Origin of the sequence: Pseudomonas sp. TH04, from assembly GCF_016651355.1 — a bacterium.
Taxonomy (GTDB): Bacteria; Pseudomonadota; Gammaproteobacteria; order Pseudomonadales; family Pseudomonadaceae; genus Aquipseudomonas; species Aquipseudomonas fluorescens.
This window is the reverse complement of sequence record NZ_JAEKEA010000001.1, coordinates 1,547,993-1,573,243: the sequence shown is the minus strand read 5'-3', so window position 1 is coordinate 1,573,243 and position 25,251 is coordinate 1,547,993. Positions and strand designations below refer to the sequence as shown.

Annotated in this window: 22 protein-coding genes and 4 tRNA genes; 15 read left to right on the top strand and 11 right to left on the bottom strand. The window is 59.8% G+C overall.

Annotated elements, in window-relative coordinates; genetic code table 11:
- Positions 1 to 12: 12 nt before the first annotated feature.
- The 3 genes from JFT85_RS06855 to JFT85_RS06845 are packed head-to-tail and all read right to left on the bottom strand — an operon-like array spanning position 13 to position 3,464.
- Positions 13 to 2,295: a TonB-dependent receptor gene (locus tag JFT85_RS06855; RefSeq protein WP_053255268.1), complete on the bottom strand. Its 2,283-nt coding sequence runs from the start codon at positions 2,293 to 2,295 to the stop codon at positions 13 to 15.
- A gap of 24 nt (positions 2,296 to 2,319) precedes the next feature.
- Complete coding sequence (locus tag JFT85_RS06850; RefSeq protein WP_169875830.1) at positions 2,320 to 3,054, bottom strand: energy transducer TonB family protein; 735 nt, start codon at positions 3,052 to 3,054, stop codon at positions 2,320 to 2,322.
- 2 nt (positions 3,055 to 3,056) lie between these two features.
- Positions 3,057 to 3,464, bottom strand: coding sequence for an ExbD/TolR family protein (locus JFT85_RS06845; RefSeq protein WP_053255270.1), 408 nt, complete (start codon positions 3,462 to 3,464; stop codon positions 3,057 to 3,059).
- A 190-nt stretch (positions 3,465 to 3,654) separates the two neighbouring features.
- Here JFT85_RS06845 and JFT85_RS06840 point away from each other — a divergent pair, with 190 nt between their 5' ends.
- The 3 genes from JFT85_RS06840 to JFT85_RS06830 all read left to right on the top strand — a co-directional run bounded on the left by JFT85_RS06840 (position 3,655) and on the right by JFT85_RS06830 (position 7,258).
- Positions 3,655 to 4,209, top strand: a complete 555-nt coding sequence (locus JFT85_RS06840; RefSeq protein ID WP_053255271.1) for a GNAT family N-acetyltransferase — start codon at positions 3,655 to 3,657, stop codon at positions 4,207 to 4,209.
- On the top strand, positions 4,206 to 5,780 hold the full coding sequence (locus tag JFT85_RS06835; protein WP_201229563.1) for an alkaline phosphatase D family protein: 1,575 nt from the start codon (positions 4,206 to 4,208) through the stop codon (positions 5,778 to 5,780). The genes JFT85_RS06840 and JFT85_RS06835 overlap by 4 nt, the downstream gene beginning before the upstream one ends.
- Before the next feature lie 104 nt (positions 5,781 to 5,884).
- Positions 5,885 to 7,258 (top strand): MATE family efflux transporter, encoded by a 1,374-nt coding sequence (locus JFT85_RS06830; protein WP_073636885.1) that lies wholly within the window; start codon positions 5,885 to 5,887, stop codon positions 7,256 to 7,258.
- Here JFT85_RS06830 and JFT85_RS06825 read toward each other — a convergent pair.
- A complete protein-coding gene (locus JFT85_RS06825; RefSeq protein WP_053255274.1) occupies positions 7,243 to 7,869 on the bottom strand; it encodes a serine-tRNA(Ala) deacylase AlaX in 627 nt (208 codons plus the stop codon). The genes JFT85_RS06830 and JFT85_RS06825 overlap by 16 nt on opposite strands.
- 89 nt (positions 7,870 to 7,958) lie before the next feature.
- On the opposite strand from JFT85_RS06825, the gene JFT85_RS06820 reads away from it, so the two are divergent.
- Positions 7,959 to 8,891 carry a LysR family transcriptional regulator gene (locus tag JFT85_RS06820; protein ID WP_073636881.1) on the top strand — a complete coding sequence of 311 codons (933 nt, stop codon included), beginning with the start codon at positions 7,959 to 7,961 and terminating at the stop codon, positions 8,889 to 8,891.
- 127 nt (positions 8,892 to 9,018) lie between these two features.
- On the opposite strand, the gene JFT85_RS06815 is transcribed toward JFT85_RS06820, so the two are convergent.
- On the bottom strand, positions 9,019 to 9,426 hold the full coding sequence (locus tag JFT85_RS06815; RefSeq protein ID WP_053255276.1) for a PA2817 family protein: 408 nt from the start codon (positions 9,424 to 9,426) through the stop codon (positions 9,019 to 9,021).
- A 75-nt stretch (positions 9,427 to 9,501) separates the two neighbouring features.
- Positions 9,502 to 11,949: an acyl-CoA dehydrogenase gene (locus JFT85_RS06810; RefSeq protein WP_069551636.1), complete on the bottom strand. Its 2,448-nt coding sequence runs from the start codon at positions 11,947 to 11,949 to the stop codon at positions 9,502 to 9,504.
- A gap of 190 nt (positions 11,950 to 12,139) precedes the next feature.
- Between JFT85_RS06810 and JFT85_RS06805 the strand changes: the two genes are divergently transcribed.
- From JFT85_RS06805 to JFT85_RS06790, 4 genes are all read left to right on the top strand, one after another.
- Positions 12,140 to 12,799, top strand: a complete 660-nt coding sequence (locus JFT85_RS06805) for a transglutaminase-like domain-containing protein (RefSeq protein ID WP_053255278.1) — start codon at positions 12,140 to 12,142, stop codon at positions 12,797 to 12,799.
- Between the two features lie 56 nt (positions 12,800 to 12,855).
- Positions 12,856 to 13,473: a glutathione S-transferase family protein gene (locus JFT85_RS06800; RefSeq protein ID WP_053255279.1), complete on the top strand. Its 618-nt coding sequence runs from the start codon at positions 12,856 to 12,858 to the stop codon at positions 13,471 to 13,473.
- 134 nt (positions 13,474 to 13,607) lie between these two features.
- Positions 13,608 to 14,540 carry an ABC transporter ATP-binding protein gene (locus tag JFT85_RS06795; RefSeq protein ID WP_053255280.1) on the top strand — a complete coding sequence of 311 codons (933 nt, stop codon included), beginning with the start codon at positions 13,608 to 13,610 and terminating at the stop codon, positions 14,538 to 14,540.
- A complete protein-coding gene (locus JFT85_RS06790) occupies positions 14,537 to 15,316 on the top strand; it encodes an ABC transporter permease (RefSeq protein WP_053255281.1) in 780 nt (259 codons plus the stop codon). Before JFT85_RS06795 ends, JFT85_RS06790 begins: the two co-directional genes overlap by 4 nt.
- A 134-nt stretch (positions 15,317 to 15,450) precedes the next feature.
- Here JFT85_RS06790 and JFT85_RS06785 read toward each other — a convergent pair whose 3' ends face one another.
- Positions 15,451 to 15,996 (bottom strand): TetR/AcrR family transcriptional regulator, encoded by a 546-nt coding sequence (locus JFT85_RS06785; RefSeq protein ID WP_053255282.1) that lies wholly within the window; start codon positions 15,994 to 15,996, stop codon positions 15,451 to 15,453.
- Between the two features lie 91 nt (positions 15,997 to 16,087).
- Between JFT85_RS06785 and JFT85_RS06780 the strand changes: the two genes are divergently transcribed.
- The 3 genes from JFT85_RS06780 (at position 16,088) to JFT85_RS06770 (ending at position 20,475) form a co-directional block, all read left to right on the top strand.
- Positions 16,088 to 17,275, top strand: a complete 1,188-nt coding sequence (locus tag JFT85_RS06780) for an MFS transporter (RefSeq protein WP_201229561.1) — start codon at positions 16,088 to 16,090, stop codon at positions 17,273 to 17,275.
- Between the two features lie 113 nt (positions 17,276 to 17,388).
- Complete coding sequence (locus tag JFT85_RS06775) at positions 17,389 to 18,537, top strand: TDT family transporter (RefSeq protein WP_073637350.1); 1,149 nt, start codon at positions 17,389 to 17,391, stop codon at positions 18,535 to 18,537.
- Between the two features lie 63 nt (positions 18,538 to 18,600).
- Positions 18,601 to 20,475, top strand: a complete 1,875-nt coding sequence (locus tag JFT85_RS06770) for an MFS transporter (protein ID WP_053255284.1) — start codon at positions 18,601 to 18,603, stop codon at positions 20,473 to 20,475.
- A gap of 117 nt (positions 20,476 to 20,592) precedes the next feature.
- On the opposite strand, the gene sugE is transcribed toward JFT85_RS06770, so the two are convergent.
- From sugE to rdgC, 3 genes are all read right to left on the bottom strand, one after another.
- Positions 20,593 to 20,907, bottom strand: coding sequence for a quaternary ammonium compound efflux SMR transporter SugE (sugE, locus tag JFT85_RS06765; RefSeq protein WP_017136389.1), 315 nt, complete (start codon positions 20,905 to 20,907; stop codon positions 20,593 to 20,595).
- A 106-nt stretch (positions 20,908 to 21,013) separates the two neighbouring features.
- Positions 21,014 to 21,979, bottom strand: a complete 966-nt coding sequence (locus JFT85_RS06760; RefSeq protein ID WP_053255285.1) for a bile acid:sodium symporter family protein — start codon at positions 21,977 to 21,979, stop codon at positions 21,014 to 21,016.
- Positions 21,980 to 22,134: 155 nt separating this feature from the next.
- A complete protein-coding gene (gene rdgC, locus JFT85_RS06755) occupies positions 22,135 to 23,055 on the bottom strand; it encodes a recombination-associated protein RdgC (RefSeq protein ID WP_003190130.1) in 921 nt (306 codons plus the stop codon).
- Positions 23,056 to 23,214: 159 nt separating this feature from the next.
- Here rdgC and JFT85_RS06750 point away from each other — a divergent pair.
- The 4 genes from JFT85_RS06750 (at position 23,215) to JFT85_RS06735 (ending at position 23,734) form a co-directional block, all read left to right on the top strand.
- Positions 23,215 to 23,290 (top strand) — tRNA-Val (locus JFT85_RS06750).
- Between the two features lie 19 nt (positions 23,291 to 23,309).
- A tRNA-Asp gene (locus tag JFT85_RS06745) sits at positions 23,310 to 23,386 on the top strand.
- A 176-nt stretch (positions 23,387 to 23,562) separates the two neighbouring features.
- Positions 23,563 to 23,638 (top strand) — tRNA-Val (locus JFT85_RS06740).
- 19 nt (positions 23,639 to 23,657) lie between these two features.
- Positions 23,658 to 23,734, top strand: a tRNA-Asp gene (locus JFT85_RS06735).
- A gap of 160 nt (positions 23,735 to 23,894) precedes the next feature.
- Here the strand turns inward: JFT85_RS06735 and JFT85_RS06730 are convergent.
- A complete protein-coding gene (locus tag JFT85_RS06730; protein WP_169875822.1) occupies positions 23,895 to 25,226 on the bottom strand; it encodes a M10 family metallopeptidase C-terminal domain-containing protein in 1,332 nt (443 codons plus the stop codon).
- Positions 25,227 to 25,251 lie beyond the last annotated feature (25 nt).

Genomic DNA, 25,251 nt, shown 5'->3' with positions numbered 1-25,251 from the left:
TCAGGTGGTTAATCAGAAATTCGCTTCCAGCGAAACCGTGACGGTACGGTCCAGGCCAACGATGTACGCCGGGTCGCCATCGCGGAAACCGCTGTAGCTCGCCGAGTTGGTCTTGGTGGTGTACACGCCGTCCAGGTACTTCTTGTCGAACAGGTTGTCGACGTTCAGGCGCAGGGTTGCGTCCTTGACCACTTTCTTGTCGACCGGCAGGTAGATACCGGCGCCGAGGTTGAAAACGGTGCGCGCGGAGATGGCTTCGTCATTGGTCAGGTCGCCATAGAGCTTGCTGGTGAACTTGCCACCGAACGTGCCGTAGAAGCGCCCATCGTCATAGCCGAGGTTGGCCGCCAGCATGTTGGTCGGCACGTTGGCGAATTGCTTGCCGCTGGTGGGCAGCACGATCGGTTTGCCGGCGCTGAAGACGGTCAAGTCATCCTGCTGCTTGGAGCTGGTGTAGGTGTAGGAGGTGTAGTAGTTGAAATGGTTGGGCAGTTTGCCGCTCCACTCCAGTTCCAGGCCTTTGTTGATCACGGTGCCGGCGTTGATGTCAGCGGAATCCCCGTTGCTGTCCAGGGAGGTGAGCTGGCGATTTTTGAACTGCATGTAGAACAAGGTGGCGGCGAGGGTCGTGTCTTCGCCGGTGTAGCGCCAGCCCAGTTCCTGGTTCCAGCTCAGTTCCGGCTTGGAGTCCAGGGAGCCCACGCCTTTGTCGTACAGTACGTAGTTCTGCGGAATACGCATATTGCGCGACAGGCTGTAGAACAACTGGTCACGCTCGTCGAGCTGGTATTTCAGGCCGGCGTTGGGCAGCAATTTGTTGTAGGTCTGGTTGGCTTTGCCCGGTTGTTCGGTGAGGCTGCCGTGGTTGGTGCCTTCACGTTCGACGTTCATGTAGGCGATGCCGGCGATCAGCGTCCAGTCCGAGTTGATGTACCAGGTGTCCTGGGTCCAGACTTTTTGCGCAGGCGTCACGGTGTAGCGGTCGCGACCCTGTACGGTGTTGCCGTTCGCATCGACCACGGAACTGCCGTCCGGCCAGGTGTCGCTTGGTTTGCCGCTGTTTTTGAGGGCAATGAACGGTTGGGTCTGGCTTTGGCGCGCGCGCTCGTACCAGTAGCCGAATTGCAGGCTGTGGTCGCCCAGGTCCCAGTTCAGTTTGGTGGTGATGCCCGGGCGCCAGGTCTGGGTGCGCGAAGGGCGGTAGTAGACGCCCGTGGTGGCGGAGCCGTCGGCGTTATATTGGGCCGCCGTCGGCAGGTTGCCGAGGTCGAAAACCCCACCCTTGTTCGAGCCGCTGTTCAGCGCATACGCGGAGGAGCCTACGCCGCTGCCGTTACCGTAGTAGTAATACGGGATCACCGAGAGGGACAGGTTGTCGCGCAGCTTGTACTGGGTGTTGAGCACGGCGGTAAAGGTTTGGAACGGGTTCTGCGCCAGGTCGTAGTAGCTGCTGATCTTGCCGTTGGAGCCCACTGCCGGCGTTGCCGGGTACGGGTCGTATTTGCGGCCGAATTGCTGGAACTGCGCCTTGGTCAGTTGGCTGTAACTGTTGTTATCTTGCTCGTGGTACTTGAGGATCAGGTTGGCCGTATTGCCGTTGCCGGCGTCGAAGAAGCTGTTCCACTCCACCTTGTCGGCGCGCACCGCACCCGAGCCGCGCCACATCTGGCCTTCGGTATGGGAGGCCGACAGCCAGTTGCTCAAGCCGTTGACTTCACCGGTGTTAAGTCGGGCAAATGTCTTGCGGGTGGCGTTGCTGCCCACCACCTGTTTAACGAAGGCTCCGGTTTCCTTGGTTGGACGAGTCGTCACAATGCCGATGTTGCCGCCGCTGGAACCGATGTGCGGGCCGTCGGCTTCCGATGAGCCCTGGGTGACAAAAATCTGATCGATGTTTTCCGGGTCGCCCAGCAGGTTGGAATACAGCGCGTAGTTGCCGGAGTCGTTGATCGGCATGCCATCGACCGACATACCCACCTGGTCGGAGTTCATCCCGCGCATGGTGAAGCGAAAGCCCGAAAGGCCGGTGTTGTCCTCGCTGGAGATGTTCAGCCCCGGCGTGTACTTGAGCTTGTCGATGGCGTTGCCGGTGGCGGCCTGCTTATCCAACGCTTCCTTGGTAATGGTCGAGCGGCCTTTGGCACTCTCTTCCTGGACCATGTAACCGCCCCCAGCGGTTGCCTTGCCCTGTACGCCAATCGTGCCGACGTCACTGTCGCTGGTCTCTGCCATGACCACTCCGTGGGTCATGCTCGTAGCGGCAACGAGTGCCAGATGAATGCGGGTGAACCTCATCACTGTCGTCCTGGTGTCGGGTGCTTATTGCACGCTGTAGTTGAAGGTGGCGGTGAAGCGTTGCTCGTTACGTCCACCGAAGGCTTGTTCGGGGAACGGCTTGACCTGCTTGATGCGGCGCAGGCTATTGGTAGCGGCCCGATTGAGCAGCATGCTGGGCGCCGGGGTCTGAATCCCGGCGTCGAGGACGCGGCCTTGTCGATCCACCATCAACCAGACCACCACCTCGCCACTGGGGCGTTCGAGGGACGCCTGGCGCCCGGTGGGGTATTGCTTGTAAGTATCCAGCTCGTTGCGCAGCCCCTTGAGGTAGCCGCCTTCCAACGCCTGGCCATCCACTTTGGGCGGTGCCGGCGGGGCGGGCGGGGCAGGCGTTGGTGCCACAGCAGCCGGTACCGGTTTTGCCGCGACCGCAGGTGCCGGCGTCGGCGTGGGTGTCGGCTTGGCAGCAACGACGGGCTTGGGCTTGGGGACCGGCTTGGGCTTGGGTTCAGGTTTTGGCAATGGCTTGGGCGGCGGCGGTGGTGGGGCCGGTTCGGCCTCTTCATCCTCGATGACCGGCGGTGGCGGCTCTTGCTCCACCACCGGTTCGGGAACCACCTCGGGCTCGGGCTCGACCAAGGCCAGTTCAACCGCCGACTCGTCGTACTGCGGCTGGATTTTCAAGGGTTGGGACTGGATACCCAGTGCAATCAGCACCAGGGCGATCAGGGCCGGGACACTGCCCAGCAGCCGACGCGTACGAAACAGTGCATACATGATCAGGACTTACGCGTGGCGATGGACACGGAGGTAAAGCCACCCAGGCGCAGGGTGTCCATGACTTCCACCAGGCGCGAAACCTCCACACCTTTGTCGCTGTTGACGATGATTGTCGATTTGGTGTCAGGCTTTTCTGCGGCCTTCAGTGCTGGCACCAGCGCGTCAACCGCGAGGTCCTTGCCGTCGAGCTGCAACTGGCCTCCCAGGCCCAGGGTCAGGATGAATTTGTTCTGTGGCTTGAGTTGTTGTGAGCTGCTCGCGCTGGGCAATTGAGTCTTCATGCCGAGTGCTGGAATCACGTTCAGGCTTACCAGTACGAAAAACACCAGGAGGAACATCATCACGTCGATCATTGGGATCAACTCAATGTGCGCCTTGCGTTTTTTGGGCTCATCCCAGGTTCTCATTCTGTTACCCCGTAATTGAATTAGGGGCGACACGCTAACAGTCAAAAATGACCGAATGGTTAACTTTAATTTACGTTTTAAAGGCTCTAGGACGCGTCTTACAGGCGTTTCAGTTTGCGGTTTTATGACGTAATGAAACTGACACGTAGGGCGTACATTCTTGAGGAATTTATCTCGAGAGCCCGCGCGTATGTCGACTGCATTGCCTCATCTATCCACCGCGCGGCTACTCTTGCGGGCGCTGGAAATGGACCAGGCCGAAACACTGTTCCACCTCGCCAACGGGCCGAAAATCGCCGACAACACGGCGAATATTCCGTCGCCCTACACCCTGGAAACGGCGCAGGGGTTTATTGCCGGAAACGCCGAAAAATACCGCGCGGGGGAGTTGTTGAACTTGGGTATGCACCTGCCTGAAACTGCTGCGTTGATCGGCATCGTCAGCCTGCGGCTTAACCTGCGTCATCACTATGGCCATCTCGGTGGCTGGGTCGCGGCGCACTGTCGCAACCAGGGTTACGCGGCTGAAGCGGCGAGCGCAGTGATGGCTTTCGGCTTTACCGAACTGGGGTTGCAGCGGGTGGGCAGCCAGTGTTTTGGGCGCAATAAGGAATCGGCGCGGGTCATGGAGAAAATCGGCCTGCGTTACGAGGGCTGTATGCGCCAAGCGTTTCTGAAAAATGGGGTGTATGAGGACTTGCTCGGCTTCGCCACCGTGCGTGACGACTGGGAGCGCCGCCTGTGAGTGGCGCAGTGGACCATGATCGGCGGCGGGTCCTCAGTGGTCTTGCAGTCGCCACCGCGTTTTCGACTCTCAGCCCCTTTGCGCGCAGTGCCGGGGTTGATTATCCGTTTACCCTCGGCGTCGCATCCGGTGACCCGCTGCCCGATGGCTTTGTGATCTGGACTCGCCTGGCGCCGTTGTTTAACGCCGCGGACGGGCGGGGCGGCTTGAACCGCGCCGTGCCAGTGCGCTGGCGGGTGGCCAGCGATGCGGCGATGCAGCGCATCGTCAAACAGGGTGAGGTCATGGCAACCGAACGTTTCGCCCATTCGGTGCATGTCGAGGTGGCGGGGCTGGAGGCGGGCCGGCCGTATTGGTACCAGTTTGACGGCCTTGGCGCACAGAGCGCGGTGGGCCTGGCACGCACGACGCCGCCGCCGCAGGCCATGGCGTCGGCACGGCTGGGGTTTGTCTCCTGCTCACATTGGGAGCGGGGTTACTTCAGTGCCTATCGTCACCTGGCGGCGGAGCAACCCGACCTGGTGTTCTTCCTTGGCGACTACATCTACGACAGTTCCTATGCCGCGGAATCGGGCAAGATCATTCGCCCCCATGGCAGCGGCAATGCCGTGAGCTTGCGCGACTACCGCAACCGTTATGCGCTGTACAAAACCGACCCGGACTTGCAAGCCCTGCATGCCGCAGCGCCGAGCATGGTGACCTGGGATGACCACGAGGTGCAGAACGACTACGCCAACCGTTGGTCCCAGGACCCGAAGATTCCGGTAGGCCAATTTCTCCAACAACGCGCCGCCGCGTACCAGGCCTTTTACGAACACATGCCGCTGCGCGCCAGCAGCATGCCCAAAGGTCCGGACATGCGCGTTTACCGACGCCTGGACTACGGCCGGCTGGCGCGTTTCCATGTGTTGGATGGCCGACAGTACCGCTCCGAACAACCCTGTATCCAGGCCAATGGCAGTCACCAAGGGCATATTGCTGCCAACACCTGCGCCGACCTGCGCGACCCCCGTCGCACGATGCTCGGCTGGCAGCAGGAAGCCTGGCTTGACCAGGGGTTTGCGCAGTCGAAGGCGCAGTGGAATGTGATCGCTCAGGACTTGCTGGTCGCGCCACTGACCCAGCGCGATTTGACCCGCCACAAGGTGGGCCGCTGGACAGACGGCTGGGACGGCTACATGGCGAACCGCTCACGCATGTTGGCGTCCATCGAGCGTCATCAGGTGAAGAACCCGGTGTTCTGGGGCGGTGATATCCATTCGTTCTGGACTAACGACCTGCATGCCGACGCCAACAACCCGGACTCGCGCATTGTCGCCACCGAGTTCGTCGGCAGCTCAGTGACCTCCGATGGCCCGCCCTTTGAGGCGTTCAGCCAGATCCTGCCGCTCAACCCGCATGTGAAGTTTTTCGACAGTCGCCAGCGCGGCTATGTGTCGGTGGAGCTTGCAGCTGCGAGGATGCTCACCCACTTCCGGGTGATTACCGACCCGCGTGATCCACAGGCCACCGTGTCGACGCTCAAGTCGTTTGCGGTGGAACCGGGTCGGCCGGGGGCGATGGCTCTCTAGCGGATATTTCAACGTGTAGAACCGGAAGCGTCTGACTTGCCGGGTGCTTGGGGCGTATTGATAAATGCTCGCCTCTCAAGACTCTGCAAGGAAGTCCGGCTTTTATGTCAGCCTATCGTCGTGCGTATTTTCAGGAAGTGAGCAGCACTGGCAGGTTGGTGCTGCCGTTGTTGGTGGGGCATGTTTCAGTGGGGCTGATTGCCTTGGTCGACAACGTGATTGCCGGCCATCACGGCACCGTCACCCTCGCAGCCGTGACGTTGGGGACAGCGCTGATGTGGTTGCCGATGCTGATTCCGATCGGCACGCTGATCGCGTTGACGGCCCAGGTGGCAACGTTGTCCGGTGCGGGGCGCGAGTCTGAAATAGGCGCCGTGTTTCGCCAGGCAGTGTGGCTTGCCGTGGGAATGGGCGGGTTGATGTTCCTGTTCCTCAGCCTGGTGCCGCTTGGGCTTGAAGCCGCCGGTATCGCCGCTGAAGTCATTCCGCAGACGCAAGCGTTCCTGGCCGCCGTGCGCTGGGGTAGCCCGGCGCTGACGGTGTTTTTTTGCATGCGCTATTTGAGCGAAGGCATGCGCTGGATGCGCCCGACCATGGTGTTCGGTTTTGGCGGGTTGTGCGTGCTGGCACCCTTGGGGTACGGGTTGACCCATGGTCAGTGGGGGCTTCCGGAGCTGGGCGCGCAGGGGCTGGGAATTGCCTCGGCCACCCTGATGTGGCTGCAAGCGATCCTCTTCGCGCTCTACTTGTGGCGCACCCCACGGTTTGCGCATCTGCGCCTGTTTCAGCGTTTTGACTGGCCAGATCTTGCGCAGCTTCAACGCTTGCTGGGTATTGGGATGCCGATAGGTGTCGCGATTCTGATGCAAGGCGGTTTATTCATTGCCAGCTCATTGTTGATCGGCCAATTGGGTGCCATACCGCTTGCTGCGCACCAGATTGCAGTCAATGTGGCGCAGGTCTGTTTCATGGTGCCGGTGGCGGTGGCCGAAGCGACCACGGTGCGGGTAGGGCACGCGCTTGGGCGGGGTGACTGCACGGGTATCCGCCGCGCGACGATGGCAGGTTACGGCATTGTCTGCGTCACTCAGTTGTTCTCGGCAGCGGTATTGTTGTTTGCCCATGCCGAGATCGCGCAGTTGTACACCCGTGATGCTGCGGTCATCGCATTGGCTTCGAGCCTGTTGCTGTATGCCGCGCTGTTGCAATTGCCGGATGGCTTGCAAATGCTCGCGTCCGGGGCGTTGCGAGGGCTGCAGGATACCCGTGTACCGATGATGATCGCGGTGTTTTCCTACTGGGGAATCGGCATGCCCCTGGGGGCCTGGCTGGGGTTGGGGCTTGGTTGGGGGCCGCAAGGGATGTGGGTGGGCCTGATCACCGCGCTGGGTATCGCGATGGTGTTGATGGGTTGGCGCTTTCATAACAGCCCTCGTCTCCTGACGAAGGCTGTTTCCCCTTCTCAGTCGAGACTGTAACGCACCGACAGCGCGCCTTTTTTCTCCGACAGGGCGAGGATCGTCACCTGGCCCAGCTCGCTCAATGTTTGCACATGGGTGCCGCCACAGGCGTAGGCCGGCAGGTCGCCGAAGCCGACTTCGCGGGTGCCGTCGTCCAAGGCGGTATAGCGCGGGTAGTCGGCGGCGATCCATTGGTTGATTTGCGCTTGCAGCGTCTCGGCGTCTATGGTCTGCGCCGCTTGCCCGCGAATAAAGGTGATTTTGCATTCGCCCGGCCAGTGATGAGCCTTGATCGGCATCCAGCCCAGGCGTTCGCCGGCATTGCCAATCAGATGCCCGGCGGAGTGCAGACGCGTGTACAGGGCGCGGCGTTGTGCATCGACCCGTGCGGTGATCGGGCCGGGCTGCGCCGGTTGGTCGACGTAGTGCACCACGCGGTCGACTTCTTGGGTAACGCGCACGACCTGGCTGTCACCGAGCCAGCCGGTGTCGAACGGTTGCCCGCCGCCCTGCGGGTGGAAAATCGTCGACTGCAGGACGACGGCAAACTGGTCTTCGTGGGGTGTACAACTGAGCACTTCCAGCTCGGCCGTCAGGTGGTCGTGGGTAAAAAACAGGCGCTCGGTCATTATTTACATCCGCATCAGGGTTCTACGGGCAGTATAAATAGTGCGCAAGTGGGTGATAATCCGTTCAATTATCAATGGACCTGTGCGTCATGAGCATCAATCTACCTTTGCCGCTGCTGGGTGAAATGGCGATTTTCGTCAAAGTGGTGGAAACCGGCAGTTTTTCCGAAGCTGCGCGACAACTGAGCGTTTCCCCCTCGGCGGTAAGCCGCAGTATCTCGCGCCTGGAGCACGCCCTTGCCACACGGTTGCTGCAACGCACCACGCGCAAGTTACGCTTGAGCGAGGGGGGTGAAGAGGTGTTCAAGCGCTGCCAGGAGATGGTCAACGCGGCGCGTTCGGTGATGGAAGTCAGCGGCCAGTTCACCCATGAAGCCGAGGGCCTGGTGCGGGTCAGCGTGCCCAAGGCCGTCGGGCGGTTCGTGGTGCACCCGCATATGCCGGAGTTCTTGCGGCGCTATCCCAAGGTCGATGTGCAACTGATCCTTGAGGATCGGCATGTGGACCTGATCGACGACAATGTCGACCTGAGCATCCGCATCACCGATAGCCCTCCGCCCGGATTGGTCGGCCGCCAGTTATTGCCCATTGAACACTTGCTGTGTGCGACGCCGCAGTACCTGGCCGAGCATGGCACGCCAGGCCATCCCCATGACTTGCTGGAGCATAGTTGCATCTACCTCGGCGAAACCCCGGGCGATGCTCGCTGGAAATTCCGCCAGGCGGGCAAGGCGGTGACGGTCGGCGTGCGTGGGCGGTATGCGGCGAACCACACCGGGGTGCGGCTGGATGCGGTGTTGCAGCATGTGGGGATTGGCAGTTTGCCGTATTTCACCGCGCGCCATGCGTTGGAGGAGGGGCGTTTGGTGCAGGTATTACCGGAGTGGGATTTTATTGCGTCCTACCATGGCGAGGCGTGGTTGCTGCACTCGCCCACGCGGTATCTGCCGCCGAAGCTGCGGGTGTTCATTGATTACCTGGTGGCGTGCATGGCGCGTGAGCCGACATTGCGCCGACGTTAGTGCTGGGTGCTGGCTTGTGTGGGAGCTGGCTTGCCTGCGATGACATCGCCTCGGTTTGAATGACCGACCGAGTCGCCTGCATCGCAGGCAAGCCAGCTTCCACAGAAAAACAGCGTTTTAGCCGAGATCAGTGGGTGCTCTGGTCTTGGGGCATCGCCAGCAGCTGCTTTTCCTGGTTCCAGTCGAACGGTTCGTCGTTCTGTTCGGCTTCAAAGCGGCGCTCTTCCAGGGCCTGGTACAGGTCCAGTTCTTCGTCCGGCATGAAGTGCAGGCAGTCGCCGCCGAAGAACCACAGCAGGTCGCGTGGCACCAGGTGGGCAATTTGCGGGTAGCGCAAGATGACCTGGCTCATCAGGTCCTGGCCCAGGTATTGGCTTTCAATCGGATCGATCGGCAGCAGGGCACGCAACTCGTCGAAACGCTCCAGGAACAAGGTGTGGCTTTCCTCGGGCACCTGTTCGGCTTCGCCGACGGCAACCAGGATGCTGCGCAGGTGGTCGAGCAAGACGAGATGATCGGCAACGACGTTGGACACGAGATAAGTCCTCTAAAGCAAAAACGGGCGCGAGAGTATATGCCTCTCGCGCCCGTTTTTATATGACCGCTGGTATCAGCGGACTTTACCCTCAGCCTGGGTCAGTTCTTCCTTACTGAAATCATCCACATCAATCACCTTGCGCCGCGCCGCTTCGGCATCGCGCAAGGTTTGCGCTTCGCCCGGTTGCAGCACCCCGGCGTGCAGGGCGGCGTCGATGGCATGCTCGCCGGCAGTCGGTTTGACCTGGCCGCTTTTCAACGCGGCATGCAGTTTTTTCTGCAGCGGATGGCTGGCGCCGAGCAGGTCGTAGGCATGTTGCAGGGCACCGACCGGATCTTCCGCCGATTGCGGGCGATAGCAGCCGGCCAGCAACTCTTCAAGGGTCGGGTCGCCTTTGGCGCGACCGATCACCGCGGCCACTTCGGCGTCCAGTGCATCGGACGGCCCGGTATGACGACGCCCGAACGGGAACACGATGACCCGCAGCAGGCAGCCGAGCACCTTGTTCGGGAAGTTGCTGAGCAGTTCATCCAGCGCGCGCTCCGACTCGCCGAGGCTTTCTTCCATGGCCCAGGCGAACAGCGGTTCCAGATGGTCGGGTGAGTCGAGGTCGTGATAGCGCTTGAGCGCCGCCGACGCCAGGTACATATGGCTCAGCACATCGCCCAGGCGCGCCGAGAGGCGTTCGCGACGTTTCAATTCACCGCCCAGCAGCATCATGCTCAGGTCGGCGAGCAGGGCGAACGCGGCGGCCTGACGGTTCAGTGCACGGAAGTAACCCTGGCTCAAGCGGTTGCCCGGGGCTTGCTCAAAGTGGCCAACGCCCAGGTTCAGCACCAGCGTGCTGGCGGCATTGCTCACGGCAAAACCGATATGCTGCATCAGCAGGCCGTCGAACTCCTTCAGCGCCTGGTCATGGTCTTCACGACCGGCCAGGGCCATTTCCTTGAGCACGAACGGATGGCAGCGAATCGCGCCCTGGCCAAAGATCATCAGGTTGCGCGAGAGAATATTCGCGCCTTCCACGGTGATGAAGATCGGCGCACCTTGCCAGCTGCGACCCAGGTAGTTGTTCGGGCCCATGATGATGCCCTTGCCGCCGTGTACATCCATGGCGTGGCTGATGCACTCGCGGCCGCGTTCGGTCAGGTGGTACTTGAGGATCGCCGACAGCACCGAGGGTTTCTCCCCCAGGTCCACGGCGTTGGCGGTGAGCATGCGCGCACTGTCCATCAGCCAGGCGTTGCCGCCGATGCGCGCGAGGGCTTCCTGAATACCTTCGAAGGCCGACAGCGGTACGTTGAACTGTTCACGTACCTGGGCGTATTGGCCTGTCACCAGGCTGGTGAACTTGGCAGCGCCGGTGCCGACGGCGGGCAGGGAGATCGAACGGCCTACCGACAGGCAATTCATCAGCATCATCCAGCCCTTGCCGAGCATCTCCTGGCCGCCGATGAGAAATTCCAGGGGGATGAACACGTCTTTGCCGGAGTTGGGGCCGTTCATGAACGCAGCGCCCAGGGGCAGGTGACGCCGGCCGATTTCGACGCCGGGGGTGTCGGTCGGGATCAGCGCAAGGCTGATACCCAGGTCTTCCTGGTCGCCCAGCAGGTGATCCGGGTCATGGGCCTTGAAGGCCAGGCCGAGCAACGTCGCCACCGGGCCGAGGGTGATGTAGCGTTTTTCCCAGTTCAGGCGCAGGCCGAGGGTTTCCTTGCCTTCCCACTCACCTTTGCAGATAACGCCGGTGTCGGGCATGGCACCGGCGTCGGAGCCGGCCAGTGGGCCCGTCAGCGCAAAGCACGGGATATCATCGCCACGGGCCAGGCGGGGCAGGTAGTGGTTGCGTTGCTCATCGGTGCCGTAATGCAGCAGCAGTTCGGCCGGGCCGAGGGAGTTGGGCACCATGACGGTGGAGGCCAGGTCGCCGCTGCGCGTGGCGAGCTTCATCGCAACCTGGGAGTGGGCGTAGGCCGAGAAGCCTTTGCCGCCGTATTCCTTGGGAATGATCAGCGCGAAGAAGCCATGGGTCTTGATGTGTTCCCAGGCAGCGGGCGGCAGGTCCATGGCCTGGCCGATTTCCCAATCGCTGACCATCGCGCAGAGTTCTTCGGTGGGGCCATCGATGAATGCCTGCTCTTCTTCAGTCAATTGCGCCTTGGGGTAGGCCAGCAACTTGTCCCAGTCGGGGCGGCCACTGAACAGTTCGCCGTCCCACCACACGGTGCCGGCATCGATCGCGTCGCGCTCGGTTTCGGACATCGGCGGCAGCACTTTCTGAAACCAACTGAACAGCGGCTTGGTGAAGTATTGCCGGCGCAGGTCCGGCAGCAGCAAGGGCAAGGCAACGACGGCGATCATCACCCAGAAGATCAGCAGCAGCCAACCCGGTGCATGGCTCCAGGCGCCCATCGCCAGCAGGTAAACGGCGACCACGCCCAGGGCGGGCAGGGGCGCGGTGCGGCGGTGTGCCAGGTAGGCAATGCCGACCACCAGAACCAGTATCCACAACAACAGCATATTCAATCCTCCGTGAAACCAGGGGCGAAACCACCATGGAGCTTAGTCGGCATCCGAAAAAGCGCGGTGATCAGGGTGTAACGAGTTGTACTGGGCGCACCATCACCAGGCGCCGACATTTGGCCGATTCGTCGTTATCTCCCTGGCAGACCTGTCGTTACACTCCAGGCTTCCTTCGGAGATAAAGCTCATGGATACGTACCTGAATCCCAGCCGCTTCATCGATAGTGACCACCCTGCGGTGGTGGAGTTCGCCGAAAAACACCGGGGTCCCAGTGCTGACTCAAGTGACCAGGCAGTCAGTCTTTATTACGCCGTACGTGAGGCGATTCGCTACAACCCTTACACCTTCAGCCGCGACCCCGGCAGCTTGCGCGCCAGCTTCGCGCTGGCGGCCGGGGAAAGTTACTGTGTGCCCAAGGCCACCTTGCTTGCTGCCTGTGCCCGCCATTGTGGGATACCGGCGCGCATCGGCCTGGCGGACGTGCGTAATCACCTGTCGACGCCACGCCTGATTGCGTTGCTCAAGAGTGATGTGTTCGCCATGCACGGCTACACCGAGTTTTACTTGCGCGGCCGGTGGGTCAAGGCGACCCCGGCGTTCAATCAGCAACTGTGTGACGTTTTCGATGTACCGCCGCTGGAATTCGATGGGATCCATGACAGCGTCTTCCATGCGTTCAATCGCCAGGGGCAGCGCTCGATGGAGTATGTGCTTGACCACGGGCAGTTTTCAGACGTGCCCGAGGAGTTTTTCTTCGCGCATATTCAGCAGTGTTACCCGCACCTGTTCGCCGCGGATAAGCCGATCGTATTGGGTGACCTGCACACTGATTTAAGCCGCGCGTGAAGCGGCGTATGCTGCTGCGTTCATCAAGCCATGTTCATTCACGATAAGGCGCGGTCATGCTGAAAATCTGGGGTCGTAAAAATTCATCAAATGTCAGGAAAGCACTCTGGTGCGCCGAGGAACTCGGCCTGGACTATGAGGCAATTGATGCGGGCGGAGCTTTTGGTGTGGTCGACACGCCGCAGTACCGAGCGTTGAACCCCAATGGCCGGGTGCCGATGATCGAAGACGGCGACTTTGTGCTGTGGGAGTCCAACACCATCGTGCGTTACCTCTGCGCCAAGCAGGCGTCGAGCTGGTACCCGAGCGACCTGAAAGCGCGCGCCAATGCCGAAAAATGGATGGACTGGACCACTTCGACCCTCGCTGAGCCCTTCAAAGCGGTGTTCTGGGGCATCCTGCGCACCCCGGCAGAAAAGCAGAACTGGGACAGCATCAATGCCGGGCGCCAGGCCTGTATCGAGGCCTTGAGCACCGTGGACAAAGCGCTGGCGACGCAGCCTTACCTGTCGGGCAATACGATCGGCATGGGCGACATCCCGTTGGGCAGCTTTATCTACGCCTGGTTTGAAATGCCTATCGAACGGCCTGCAATGCCCCATCTAGAGGCCTGGTACCAGCGCCTCAAAGAACGCCCGGCCTACCGCAAAGCCGTGATGACTGCGTTGACTTAATACCTACTATTAATACGGGTGACTGTACTTGTGCGGCGCAGGCAAGCACCATGCCTGTCATGCGCCGCCGTTGAACTACCTGGGCTGCGCCCTCATCTACTGTTTCTATTCCCTTCCTTGGTGCGTATTCCGATATGAGTTCCGCTCTGTCCATCCGGCAGCTAACCAAAACCTACGGCAACGGTTTCCAGGCCCTGAGTGGTATCGATCTGGACGTGGCCGAAGGTGACTTTTTCGCCTTGCTCGGCCCCAACGGTGCCGGCAAATCCACCACCATTGGTATCCTCTCGACCCTGGTCAACAAGACCAGCGGCACGGTGAATATCTTCGGGCATGACCTGGACAAATCCCCGGCGGCGCTGAAACGCTCGATCGGCGTGGTGCCCCAGGAGTTCAACTTCAACCAGTTCGAAAAGACCTTCGACATCGTTGTGACCCAGGCGGGCTACTACGGCATCCCGGCGAAAATCGCCAAGGAACGCGCCGAGCAGTACCTCACTCAACTGGGCCTGTGGGACAAACGTGATGTGCCTTCGCGCTCGCTGTCCGGCGGCATGAAGCGCCGCTTGATGATCGCCCGCGCGCTGGTGCATGAGCCGCGCCTGCTGATCCTCGATGAACCGACCGCAGGCGTGGACATTGAACTGCGTCGATCGATGTGGGCCTTCCTCACCGAGCTGAACGAGAAGGGCATCACCATCATCCTCACCACCCATTACCTGGAAGAGGCGGAGCAACTGTGCCGCAACATCGGCATCATCGACCACGGCACCATCGTCGAGAACACCAGCATGCGTAACCTGCTGGGCCAGTTGCATGTGGAAACCTTCCTGCTTGATCTGAAAAACAACCTGTCGGTGGCGCCGCATTTGCTCGGCTACCCGAGCCGCCTGGTGGACGACCACACCCTGGAAGTCCAGGTGGACAAGGCCATGGGCATCACTGCGCTGTTTACCCAGTTGGCGGCCCAGAACATTGAAGTGCTGAGCCTGCGTAATAAAACCAATCGCCTTGAGGAGTTGTTCGTGTCCCTGGTGGAGAAAAATCTGGCGAAGGTGGCGGTATGAGTTCCGAACTGCAACCCAACATTGTCGCGCTGCAGACGATCGTTTACCGCGAAGTGAAGCGCTTCACCCGGATCTGGCCGCAGACCCTGCTGCCGCCGGCGATCACCATGGTCCTGTACTTCGTGATCTTCGGTAACCTGATCGGCCGCCAGATCGGCGACATGGGTGGCTTCACGTACATGGAGTACATCGTGCCGGGCCTGATCATGATGTCGGTGATCACCAACTCCTACGGCAACGTGGTCTCCAGTTTCTTCGGCAGCAAGTTTCAGCGCTCCATCGAAGAATTGATGGTGTCGCCGGTGTCACCCCACACCATTCTGATCGGCTACACCCTGGGTGGCGTGTTGCGTGGCTTGATGGTCGGCGTGATCGTGACCTTGCTGTCGCTGTTCTTCACCCACCTGCAAGTGCATCACCTTGGGGTCACCCTGCTGGTGGTGGTACTGACGGCGACGATCTTCTCGCTGCTGGGGTTTATCAACGCCGTATTTGCGCGCAATTTCGATGATATTTCGATCATCCCGACATTCGTGCTGACGCCGCTGACGTACCTGGGCGGGGTGTTCTACTCCATCACCTTGCTGCCGCCGTTCTGGCAGACCGTGTCGCTGGCCAACCCGGTGTTGCACATGGTCAACGCCTTCCGCTACGGCATCCTGGGCGTATCGGATATCAAGATCAGCGTGGCGATCACCTTTATGCTGGTGGCCACCGTGGTGCTGTATGTCGGCTGTGCACGGCTGCTGGTGAGCGGGCGCGGGATGCGTACGTAAGCAGCGATTACACACAGTCAAAAAAATGTGGGAGCGGGCTTGCTCGCGAAAGCGGTGGATCAGTCAAGTGTGTATTGACTGACACTCCGTATTCGCGAGCAAGCCCGCTCCCACATTGGGTTGTGTGTTTGGCTTTATCCCTGCAGCGCCAGCTCGATCAATTCATGCAGTTCTTCGACCGGCAGCGGCGCACTGGCGAACAGGCTGCGGTACACCGTGGGCGCCGCAATCAGATTCAGCAACCGGTCCAGGCTCGGCAGCACGTCGACGCTGCCCTGGTAGCGGTCGAGAATAACCTGCATCTGGCCCATCAGGATGCTGCTGCAATAGTCCCTGGGACGATTGCACTGCACGTCACGCATCATGTTGCGCCCCAGCTCGGAGCTCATTTCATCCAGGTATTGCTCGCCCCACGCCCGCAAGTCACCGCGCAGGGTGCCGGTGTTGGCGGGCTCGCTGTCCGGGCGCAGGCGTTCCAAGGCCACGTCGGCGAGCAGGGCGGACAAGTCGCCCCAGCGTCGGTAGATCGTCGAGGGCGTCACGCCTGCGCGCGCAGCAATCATCGGCACGGTAACGCTGGAACGCTCATGGGCTTCCAGCAGTTCGCGCGCGGCGTTATGCACTGATTCTTGAACCCGGGCACTGCGGCCCCCCGGGCGAAGGCCTTCTTTAATCGCCATGCGTAAAACCTTAACACAAAGAATTTGCTTTAAGCGCTCGGCGGTAGCACACTCTGCAAAAGCAAAATATTAGCTTTAGCGGGGTGTGCTTATGTCTAGCGTCATGTCTCAACGTTCCAGCCTGGCGTTCCTGGTCATCACCATGTTGACCTTCCTCGCTGCGTCCAGCGCGCCGACGCCGCTGTATCAGTTTTACCAGGACAGCCTGCATTTTTCTGCGGCCATGCTGACGGTGATTTTCGGCGTTTATGCGGTGAGCCTGTTGGCCGCGTTGTTGACCGTGGGTTCTCTCTCGGATTACCTGGGGCGCAAGCCGGTGATCTTCGTCGCGCTGATCCTGAATATGGTGGCGATGCTGCTGTTTATCAACGCTGACAGCACCGCCTACTTGATTGCCGCTCGCGCGTTGCAAGGTTTCGCGACAGGCATGGCAACCGCAGTGCTGAGTGCCACGCTGCTGGACACCGACCGTTTGCGCGGCCCCATGCTCAATAGCCTGGCGCCACTCTTGGGCATGGCCAGTGGTGGCCTGGGCAGCGGCTTGCTCGTGGAGTTCGCACCCCGTCCGACTCAATTGATTTACTTCACCCTATTGGGGTTGATGGCGCTTCAGGCGGTCTGCATGTTGCGCTTGCCCGAAACCGTCAGCCGCATACCCGGGGCCTTGAAGTCGTTGGCGCCGACCCTGCATGTGCCGCAGCAAGCGCGCCGTGCCTTGTGGCTGGCGATGCCGCTGAATGTGGCGGTGTGGTCGCTGGGCGGGTTCTTTTCATCCCTGGCCCCGTCGCTTGTGCGGGCTGCGACCGGTTCGACCTCGCATCTGATTGGCGGCGGCCTGGTGGCAGTCGTGACCCTGAGTGGCGCGGTGATGATTTACAGCCTGCGCGCGCGTGCGGCAGACAGGATCATGCGGCTATCGGCGGTCCTGTTGGCGGCGGGTGTGGCGTTGCTGCTGGTCGCTGTGCAGAGTGCCAGTCTGTGGCTGTTCTTTGTCGCCAGTGTGATCGCAGGCTTGGGTTTTGGCGGCGGGTTCATGGGCAGTGTGCGCAGTATCGTGGGCCTGGCGCTGCCCCATGAACGCGCCGGTTTGATGTCTGCGTTTTATGCCTTGAGCTACCTGGCGTTCTGCGTGCCGGCATTGCTGGCGGGCAACCTTAGCCGGGTGTTCGGCCTCATCGCCACCACCGATGGCTACGGCGCCGTGCTGATTGTGCTGGCCCTCAGTGCGCTGGTCGGTTTGCTGCTGCAGGATTCAGGGCGAGCCAGAACGGCGGTGTAGGTTAGTTTCTATATTGGTAAAACAGATAACAGTTAGAGATATTACCCGTTATATAGATATTCGTTCAGGTTCTATGATGGCTTCAACCTCATGCGAGGAAGAGGATGACCATCATGACCTGCTCCAATACCATCAGCTATAAACCCTTCAGTCACTTGACCCGTCCTCGGGAAGTGATTCGCCAGTTCACCCCCAACTGGTTTGCCGCGACCATGGGCACCGGCGTGCTGGCGCTGGCCTTGGCGCAATTGCCCGTGAGTGTGCCCGGCTTGCATGCCATTGCCGAAGGGCTGTGGCTGTTCACCATTGGCTTGTTTGTGCTGTTCAGTCTTCTGTATGCCGCCCGTTGGGTGATGTTCTTCGACGAGGCACGACGGATTTTCGGGCACTCCACGGTTTCGATGTTCTTCGGCACCATCCCGATGGGGCTGGCGACGATTCTCAATGGCCTGCTGCTGTTCGGCCTGCCACGCTGGGGCAGCGATGTCATCGCGTTGGCTCAAACCCTGTGGTGGTTGGATGTGGCGATGGCCATGGCGTGCGGGGTCTTGATCCCGTTCATGATGTTCACCCGCCAGGAACACAGCATCGACCAGATGACCGCCGTCTGGCTGTTACCGGTGGTCGCGGCCGAAGTCGCTGCCGCCAGCGGTGGCCTGCTGGCGCCGCACCTGGTCGACGCCCATTCGCAACTGGTGATGCTGGTGACCAGCTACGTGTTGTGGGCGTTTTCCCTGCCGGTGGCGTTCAGCATCCTCACCATCTTGATGTTGCGCATGGCCCTGCACAAACTGCCCCACGCTAATATGGCTGCGTCGAGCTGGTTGGCGCTTGGCCCTATTGGCACCGGTGCCCTCGGCATGTTGCTGCTGGGCGGCGATGCACCGGCAATCTTCGCGGCCAACGGCTTGCCCGGTGTCGGCGAGGTGGCCAGCGGCCTTGGCCTGGTGGCGGGCATCACCCTGTGGGGGTTCGGCTTGTGGTGGATGCTGATCGCCGTGTTGATCACCTTGCGTTACCTGCGTGCGGGCATTCCATTCAACCTCGGTTGGTGGGGTTTTACCTTCCCGTTGGGGGTGTACGCCTTGGCTACGCTGAAGCTTGCGAGCCAATTGCACTTGGGTTTTTTCAGCGTGTTTGGCACTGTGCTGGTGGTGGCTCTGGCGCTGATGTGGCTGATCGTCGCCAAGCGCACCGTGCAGGGCGCCTACAAAGGTGAGCTTTTTGTTTCGCCTTGTATTGCGGGGCTAGCGAATAAGTAAGCCGGATTAGGTAAAGTCGTGGCCTGACAATCCAAGCCTTCAGGCCACGCAGGAACACGGACGATGAGCCACCCCTCACAATTCACCTTGCTGCGAACACGGCGTTTCCTGCCGTTTTTCGTCACCCAGTTACTGGGCGCCTTCAACGACAATATTTTCAAGCAATCGCTGATCCTGGCGATTCTCTACAAGCTCACCATCGACGGTGACCGCTCCATCTGGGTCAACCTGTGCGCCCTGCTGTTTATCCTGCCGTTTTTCCTGTTCTCGGCGCTGGCCGGGCAATTTGGCGAGAAATTCAACAAGGACGCGTTGATCCGTGCGATCAAGATCGGTGAGATCGTGATCATGGCGGTAGGCGCCACGGGCTTCCTGTCCAATCATCTGGAATTGATGCTGCTGGCGCTGTTCGCCATGGGTACTCACTCAGCGCTGTTCGGCCCGGTCAAGTACTCGATCATGCCCCAGGCCCTGCACGACGATGAGCTGGTGGGCGGTAACGGCCTGGTGGAAATGGGCACGTTCCTGGCAATCCTGGCCGGCACCATTGGCGCCGGCATCATGATGTCGTCCACCCATTACGCGCCGATCGTGGCAGCGGCGATTGTCGGTGTGGCGGTGCTGGGTTACCTGGCCAGCCGCAGCATTCCGCGCGCGGCGGCGTCTACACCCGAGCTGCGGTTGAACTGGAATATTTTCAGCGAGTCCTGGGCCACCCTGCGTTTGGGCCTGGGGCAGACGCCGGCAGTGTCGCGCTCGATTGTCGGCAACTCGTGGTTCTGGTTTGTCGGCGCGATCTACCTGACGCAGATCCCGGCCTACGCCAAGGAGTGGCTGTACGGCGACGAAACCGTGGTGACACTGATCCTCACGGTGTTCTCGGTGGGGATCGCGCTGGGCTCGATGCTCTGTGAAAAACTCTCAGGTCGCAAGGTGGAAATCGGCCTGGTGCCGTTCGGTTCATTTGGCCTGACCGTGTTCGGCCTGCTGCTGTGGTGGCACTCTGGCGGCTTCCCGCAGAACGTCCAGGCGAACGATTGGCTGGCAGTGCTCGGTTATGGCCAGGCCTGGTGGGTGCTGTTCGATATCCTTGGGCTGGGCGTGTTCGGCGGCTTTTATATCGTGCCGCTGTATGCGCTGATTCAGTCGCGCACCGCCGAGAACGAGCGCGCGCGGGTGATCGCGGCGAACAATATTCTCAACGCGTTGTTCATGGTGGTCTCGGCCATCGTGTCGATCCTGTTGCTGAGTGTGGCCAAGCTGTCGATCCCCGAACTGTTCCTGGTGGTGTCGCTGCTCAACATTGCGGTCAACACCTACATCTTCAAGATCGTCCCCGAGTTCACCATGCGTTTCATGATCTGGCTGCTCAGCCATTCCATGTACCGGGTGGAGCATCGCAATCTGCAGCTGATTCCGGATGAAGGCGCAGCCTTGCTGGTGTGCAACCACGTGTCGTTCGTCGATGCGCTGTTGATCGGTGGCGCGGTGCGTCGGCCGATTCGCTTTGTGATGTACTACAAAATCTACCGTTTGCCGGTGCTGAACTTTATCTTCCGTACGGCCGGGGCGATTCCGATTGCCGGGCGTAACGAAGATATCCAGATCTACGAAAAAGCGTTCACACGGATTGCCGAGTACCTGAAAGAAGGCGAGTTGGTGTGCATCTTTCCGGAAGGCAAATTGACGGCCGACGGTGAGATGAATGACTTCCGTGGTGGTGTGACGCGCATTCTCGAAGAGACACCGGTGCCGGTGATTCCGATGGCGTTGCAGGGGTTGTGGGGGAGTTTCTTCAGCCGCGATCCGAACAAGGGGTTGTTTCATCGGATCTGGTCGCATGTCACGTTGGTGGCGGGTGAGCCTGTTGCGGTGGAGGCGGCGACGCCTGCGCAGTTGCAGGAGCGAGTAGCGGTGTTGCGGGGGAGTGTCAGGTAGTTTTTTGTTGCCTGTCAGGGCCCCTTCGCGAGCAAGCCCGCTCCCACAGTTGACCGAGTTGTTCAATCGAGCGCGGTTTAGTGTGGGAACGGGCTTGCTCGCGAAAGCGGTAGTGGCTCAGGCGCTGATCTTGAGGCCTACCAACCCGCAAATGATCAACGCCACACTCGCCAATCGAAACAACGCCATGGATTCCCCAAACAGGATAATCCCGGCGATCACCGTGCCCACCGCACCCACACCCGTCCAGATGGCATACGCGGTGCCCAGCGGCAGTTCCTTCATGGCCAGCCCCAGCAGGCCGAGGCTGATGGCCATGGCGGCAATGGTCAGGGCTGTCGGCAGCGGTTTGCTGAACCCGTCGGTGTACTTCAGGCCGACCGCCCAGCCGACTTCAAACAGCCCGGCAAAAAACAGAATGATCCAGGACATGATGACCTCCAAACTATAGCTGGGGTCGTCCCCGGATTTAGCGCTTGAAAGCGTCGCGAGGTCGTCCCCGCGAAGTTCGGTAGAGTGCCGAATATTGATCAGACGATCAAGTTTTTGGCGCGTCCTGCAACGCGCGACGGTCTTCCTTTTCGCTCATTCTGCGGAAGTAAGTCGACAGCAAAGCCCCGGAAATATTGTGCCAGACGCTGAACAGCGCACTCGGCACCGCCGCCAGCGGCGAGAAGTGCGCGCTGGCCAGTGCGGCGCCCAACCCGGAGTTCTGCATGCCCACTTCCAGTGCCAGCGATTTGCGCTGTGCCAATGGCAGCTTGAACAAGCGACCGGTGAAGTAGCCCAGCAGATAGCCAAAGCTGTTGTGCAACATCACCACGGCCATGATCAGCAGGCCGGACTCGGCGATCTTCGCCTGGCTGGCCGCGACGACCGCCGCGACAATGATCACGATGCTGACCACCGACACCAGCGGCAACACCTCCACGGCATGGCGGACCCGCTCGCCGAGCACACGTTGCGCCACCACGCCGAGCACGATTGGCAGCAGCACCACTTGCAGGATCGACCAGAACAACTCCATGAACGACACCGGCAGCCAGGCTGACGCCAGCAGCCAGATCAACGCCGGCGTCAGCAGTGGGGCGAGGAGGGTGGTGACGGCGGCGATGGCCACCGACAGCGCCAGATCGCCCCGGGCCAGCCAGGTCATCACGTTGGACGAGGTGCCGCTTGGGCAGCAGCCGACCAGAATCACGCCGACGGCAATTTCCGGTGGCAGGTGGAACGCCTGGCACAGCAGCCAGGCCACGCCCGGCATGATCACAAAGTGCGCGACCACGCCCAAGGCCACTCGCCATGGATGGCGAGCGACCTCGGCGAAGTCTTCAAGTTTGAGGGTCAGCCCCATGCCGAACATCACCAGGCCCAGCAGCGGCACGATGGCGCCTTTGAGGCCGATGAACCAGCCCGGCTCAAGGAAGGCGAGCACCGCGAAAATCAACACCCAGTAGGCGAAGGTATTGCCGACGAAGCGGCTCAAGGCGGCGAGTGCGCGCATGGGGATGTCCTTGTTATTAGATTTCGGAAGTGCAAATGCAATCAAATGTGCGAGCGGGCTTGCTCGCGAATGCGGTGTGTCAGTCAATACATCGGGTGACTGCTCCACTGCATTCGCGAGCAAGCCCGCTCCCACATTTTAATCTTCACATGGCTTTAGATACCTTGTGGCGTCTCTTCGCCGCCCAGTGCCTCAACCAGCGCCGGCAGGAACTCGCCGAACGTCAGCATCATCAGGGTAAAGCTGGCGTCCAGTTGGCCCAAGGCTTCGTCGCCGCCGTCTTGCTCTGCCTGATCCTGCAGCAGGTCTTCGAATTTCAGGCGCTTGACGGTCATTTTGTCGTCGAGCATGAAGGACAACTTGTCCTGCCAGGCCAGGGACAATTGGGTCACGACTTTGCCGGTGGTCAGGTGCAGCTGGATTTCTTCGCTGGTCAGGTCCTGGCGCTTGCAGCGCACAATGCCGCCGTCTTCGTGGGTGTCACGCAGTTCGCATTCGTCGAGGACGAAGAAGTCATCGGCCGGTTTCTGGGTGGTGACCCAGTCGGTCATGATTGCCGTCGGTGCGGTTTTAACCGTCAGCGGGCGTACCGGCAGGGTGCCGATCACTTCGCGCAGGGTCGACAGCAAGTCTTCGGCGCGTTTCGGGCTGGCCGAGTTGACCAGGATCAGGCCCTGTTTCGGCGCGATGGCGGCGAAGGTCGACGAGCGACGAATAAAGGCACGCGGCAGGAAGGCCTGGATGATTTCATCCTTGATCTGGTCCCGTTCCTTTTTATAGACCTTGCGCATTTGCTCGGCCTCGATCTCTTCGACTTTCTCTTTCAGTGCGTCACGCACCACGCTACCCGGCAGGATGCGTTCTTCCTTGCGCGCGGCGATCAGCAGGAAATCACCGCTGACGTGAACCAGGGGAGCGTCTTCACCTTTACCAAACGGTGCGACGAAACCGTAAGTGGTCAACTCCTGGCTTGCACAAGGGCGCGCCAGTTTGGTGGCCATGGCCGCTTCCAACGCCTCGGCATCAACAGGCAGATCTTGGGTCAGGCGATAGATAAGCAGGTTCTTGAACCACATGGGGTGAGTCTCTCCTTTATACAAAGGGGGGCATTATTGTCTTGATCAGGGCTGAGGCCAACCCTGCCTAAGCCATTGGAAGGCCTCAAAAAAAAGATTTAAGAAAGTGCTTGCCAGACGTAGGGTCGCTCCGTAGAATGCGCGCCACACCGAAGCGAAGGGTGATTAGCTCAGCTGGGAGAGCGTCTGCCTTACAAGCAGAATGTCGGCGGTTCGATCCCGTCATCACCCACCATTCGTTTTAAGTGTTACGCGCAGCGGTAGTTCAGTCGGTTAGAATACCGGCCTGTCACGCCGGGGGTCGCGGGTTCGAGTCCCGTCCGCTGCGCCATATTCGGTAACCTGGAATACTGAACGCCAGGTCACCACAGAAAGCCCGCTCATTGAGCGGGTTTTTTTTGTCCGAAATACGGCAAATAATCTCACGATGAAGTTTTTTTAAATAAATTGCATTTAAATCAACACATTACGATTTTTTGTTGTATGATGCGCCCACACCGAAACGAAGGGTGATTAGCTCAGCTGGGAGAGCGTCTGCCTTACAAGCAGAATGTCGGCGGTTCGATCCCGTCATCACCCACCATTCGTTTTAAGTGTTACGCGCAGCGGTAGTTCAGTCGGTTAGAATACCGGCCTGTCACGCCGGGGGTCGCGGGTTCGAGTCCCGTCCGCTGCGCCATATTCGGTAACCTGGAACACTGAACGCCAGGTCACCACAAGAAGCCCGCTCATTGAGCGGGCTTTTTTTTGCCCAGCATTCAGGGCGCGGTGCGGCATCTAACCATTCCCTTCAGAGGGTAAGCCGGTGACTTCACACTCACCACCTGCGCTGCAAAACGTTACGTGCGTGTGATGATGTCACTCATTTTTATTCCATCTGCACGTAACAAGAAATCGGGCTCTGAAAGACCTTTACCATCAAAGTACGTCCAATATCTCACGTAGGTCTTACCATCCGGTGTCGTATGGGTATCCAGGTGAGGGTTCCCCTTCAGAAAGGTGCCTTCATTGGTTTTCTGAGAAAAGCCGCTGATATCGACTTTGTCGATGCCGCTTTTAAAGCCAACAAGGTGGTCGGTTTCTTTCGGCGTAGAGTCCCATGAGTTATTGAACGTGACCGTGTTGGCACCACTGCCCAAGGTGATTTTATTGGCCTTGAAGTTCGCGATGACAGTATTGGTGCCGTAACCTGTTAGAACGTCCTCAACGTGCGTGCCTCGCAAAATAGAAATATTATTCTTGAATCCTGCAATGCTGGAGAACGTGCCGTGGTTCAAGTTGATATTTTGATCATGGGTGTCATCTTCGATATTGAGCGTTTCGTGTGCGCGGACAGTTGAAATACTTGTTGTGACGGGCGCGTCATCTTCGTCCATTCCGTTCAAATCGTAGACCACGCGAGTGGTTTCGTTACTGTACTGACTGTTATGTCCGTAGCGTTGAGTCAGTAAGCCTAGATCATGCATTTGCGCACGTGTGACATAGTGGCCTTTAAAATCATGGCCCGTTGTAGTTTCCGACTGGGTACTGAGAAGACTGTAGCCGAGAGAGTCTGTGGCACTCGCGGGTCTATTGCTCTTAGCATCAGGGTTCGTATGAGACAAACCCAGCGCATGCAGCAAGGCATGAGCAAGCACGTTACCGCCCCGATTACGCGCGTTGGCCTTTAAGTGGCGGGCATCGCCCCTGACATAGGCTTCCGCAGGCTCGTCTACCTTGTCAGGATTCTGTGGGTCTGACGTGTTGTCTGGAAAATCGACTTGTACCAGGTTTTTTCCATTTGATGGCACGTGAGCATAGTTACCAAAATTTATCTTCCCGTCCGGGTTCTTTATGGCGCCTTTTTCATGAAAAACCAAGTTTGTATCGAAGCTGAGGTCCGCCATTTGATCGAGGAGTTCTCGCTTTTGTTCGGGACTTAGCTGCGAGTATCCTGTTAAGCCCAGTTTCCTGAAATATTTGCCAGGGCCTGCGGAAAAATCCACTTCGATATCTATTTTTCCATTCCCATCCTTGTCGATCCAGCGCACGGGGTTGCGGCCCAGGTTATCGACGCCGTTGTAGTAAGTGTCGGCGGCTGCGGGTGTATTAGTGTCAGCAGGGGTGGGCGAAGAATTAGCAGCTTGCGGGGCGACGGCGAGAGGAACAGAAGCTGAGGTGGCAACAATCATGGTCATTATCCTACGCTGGTTTATA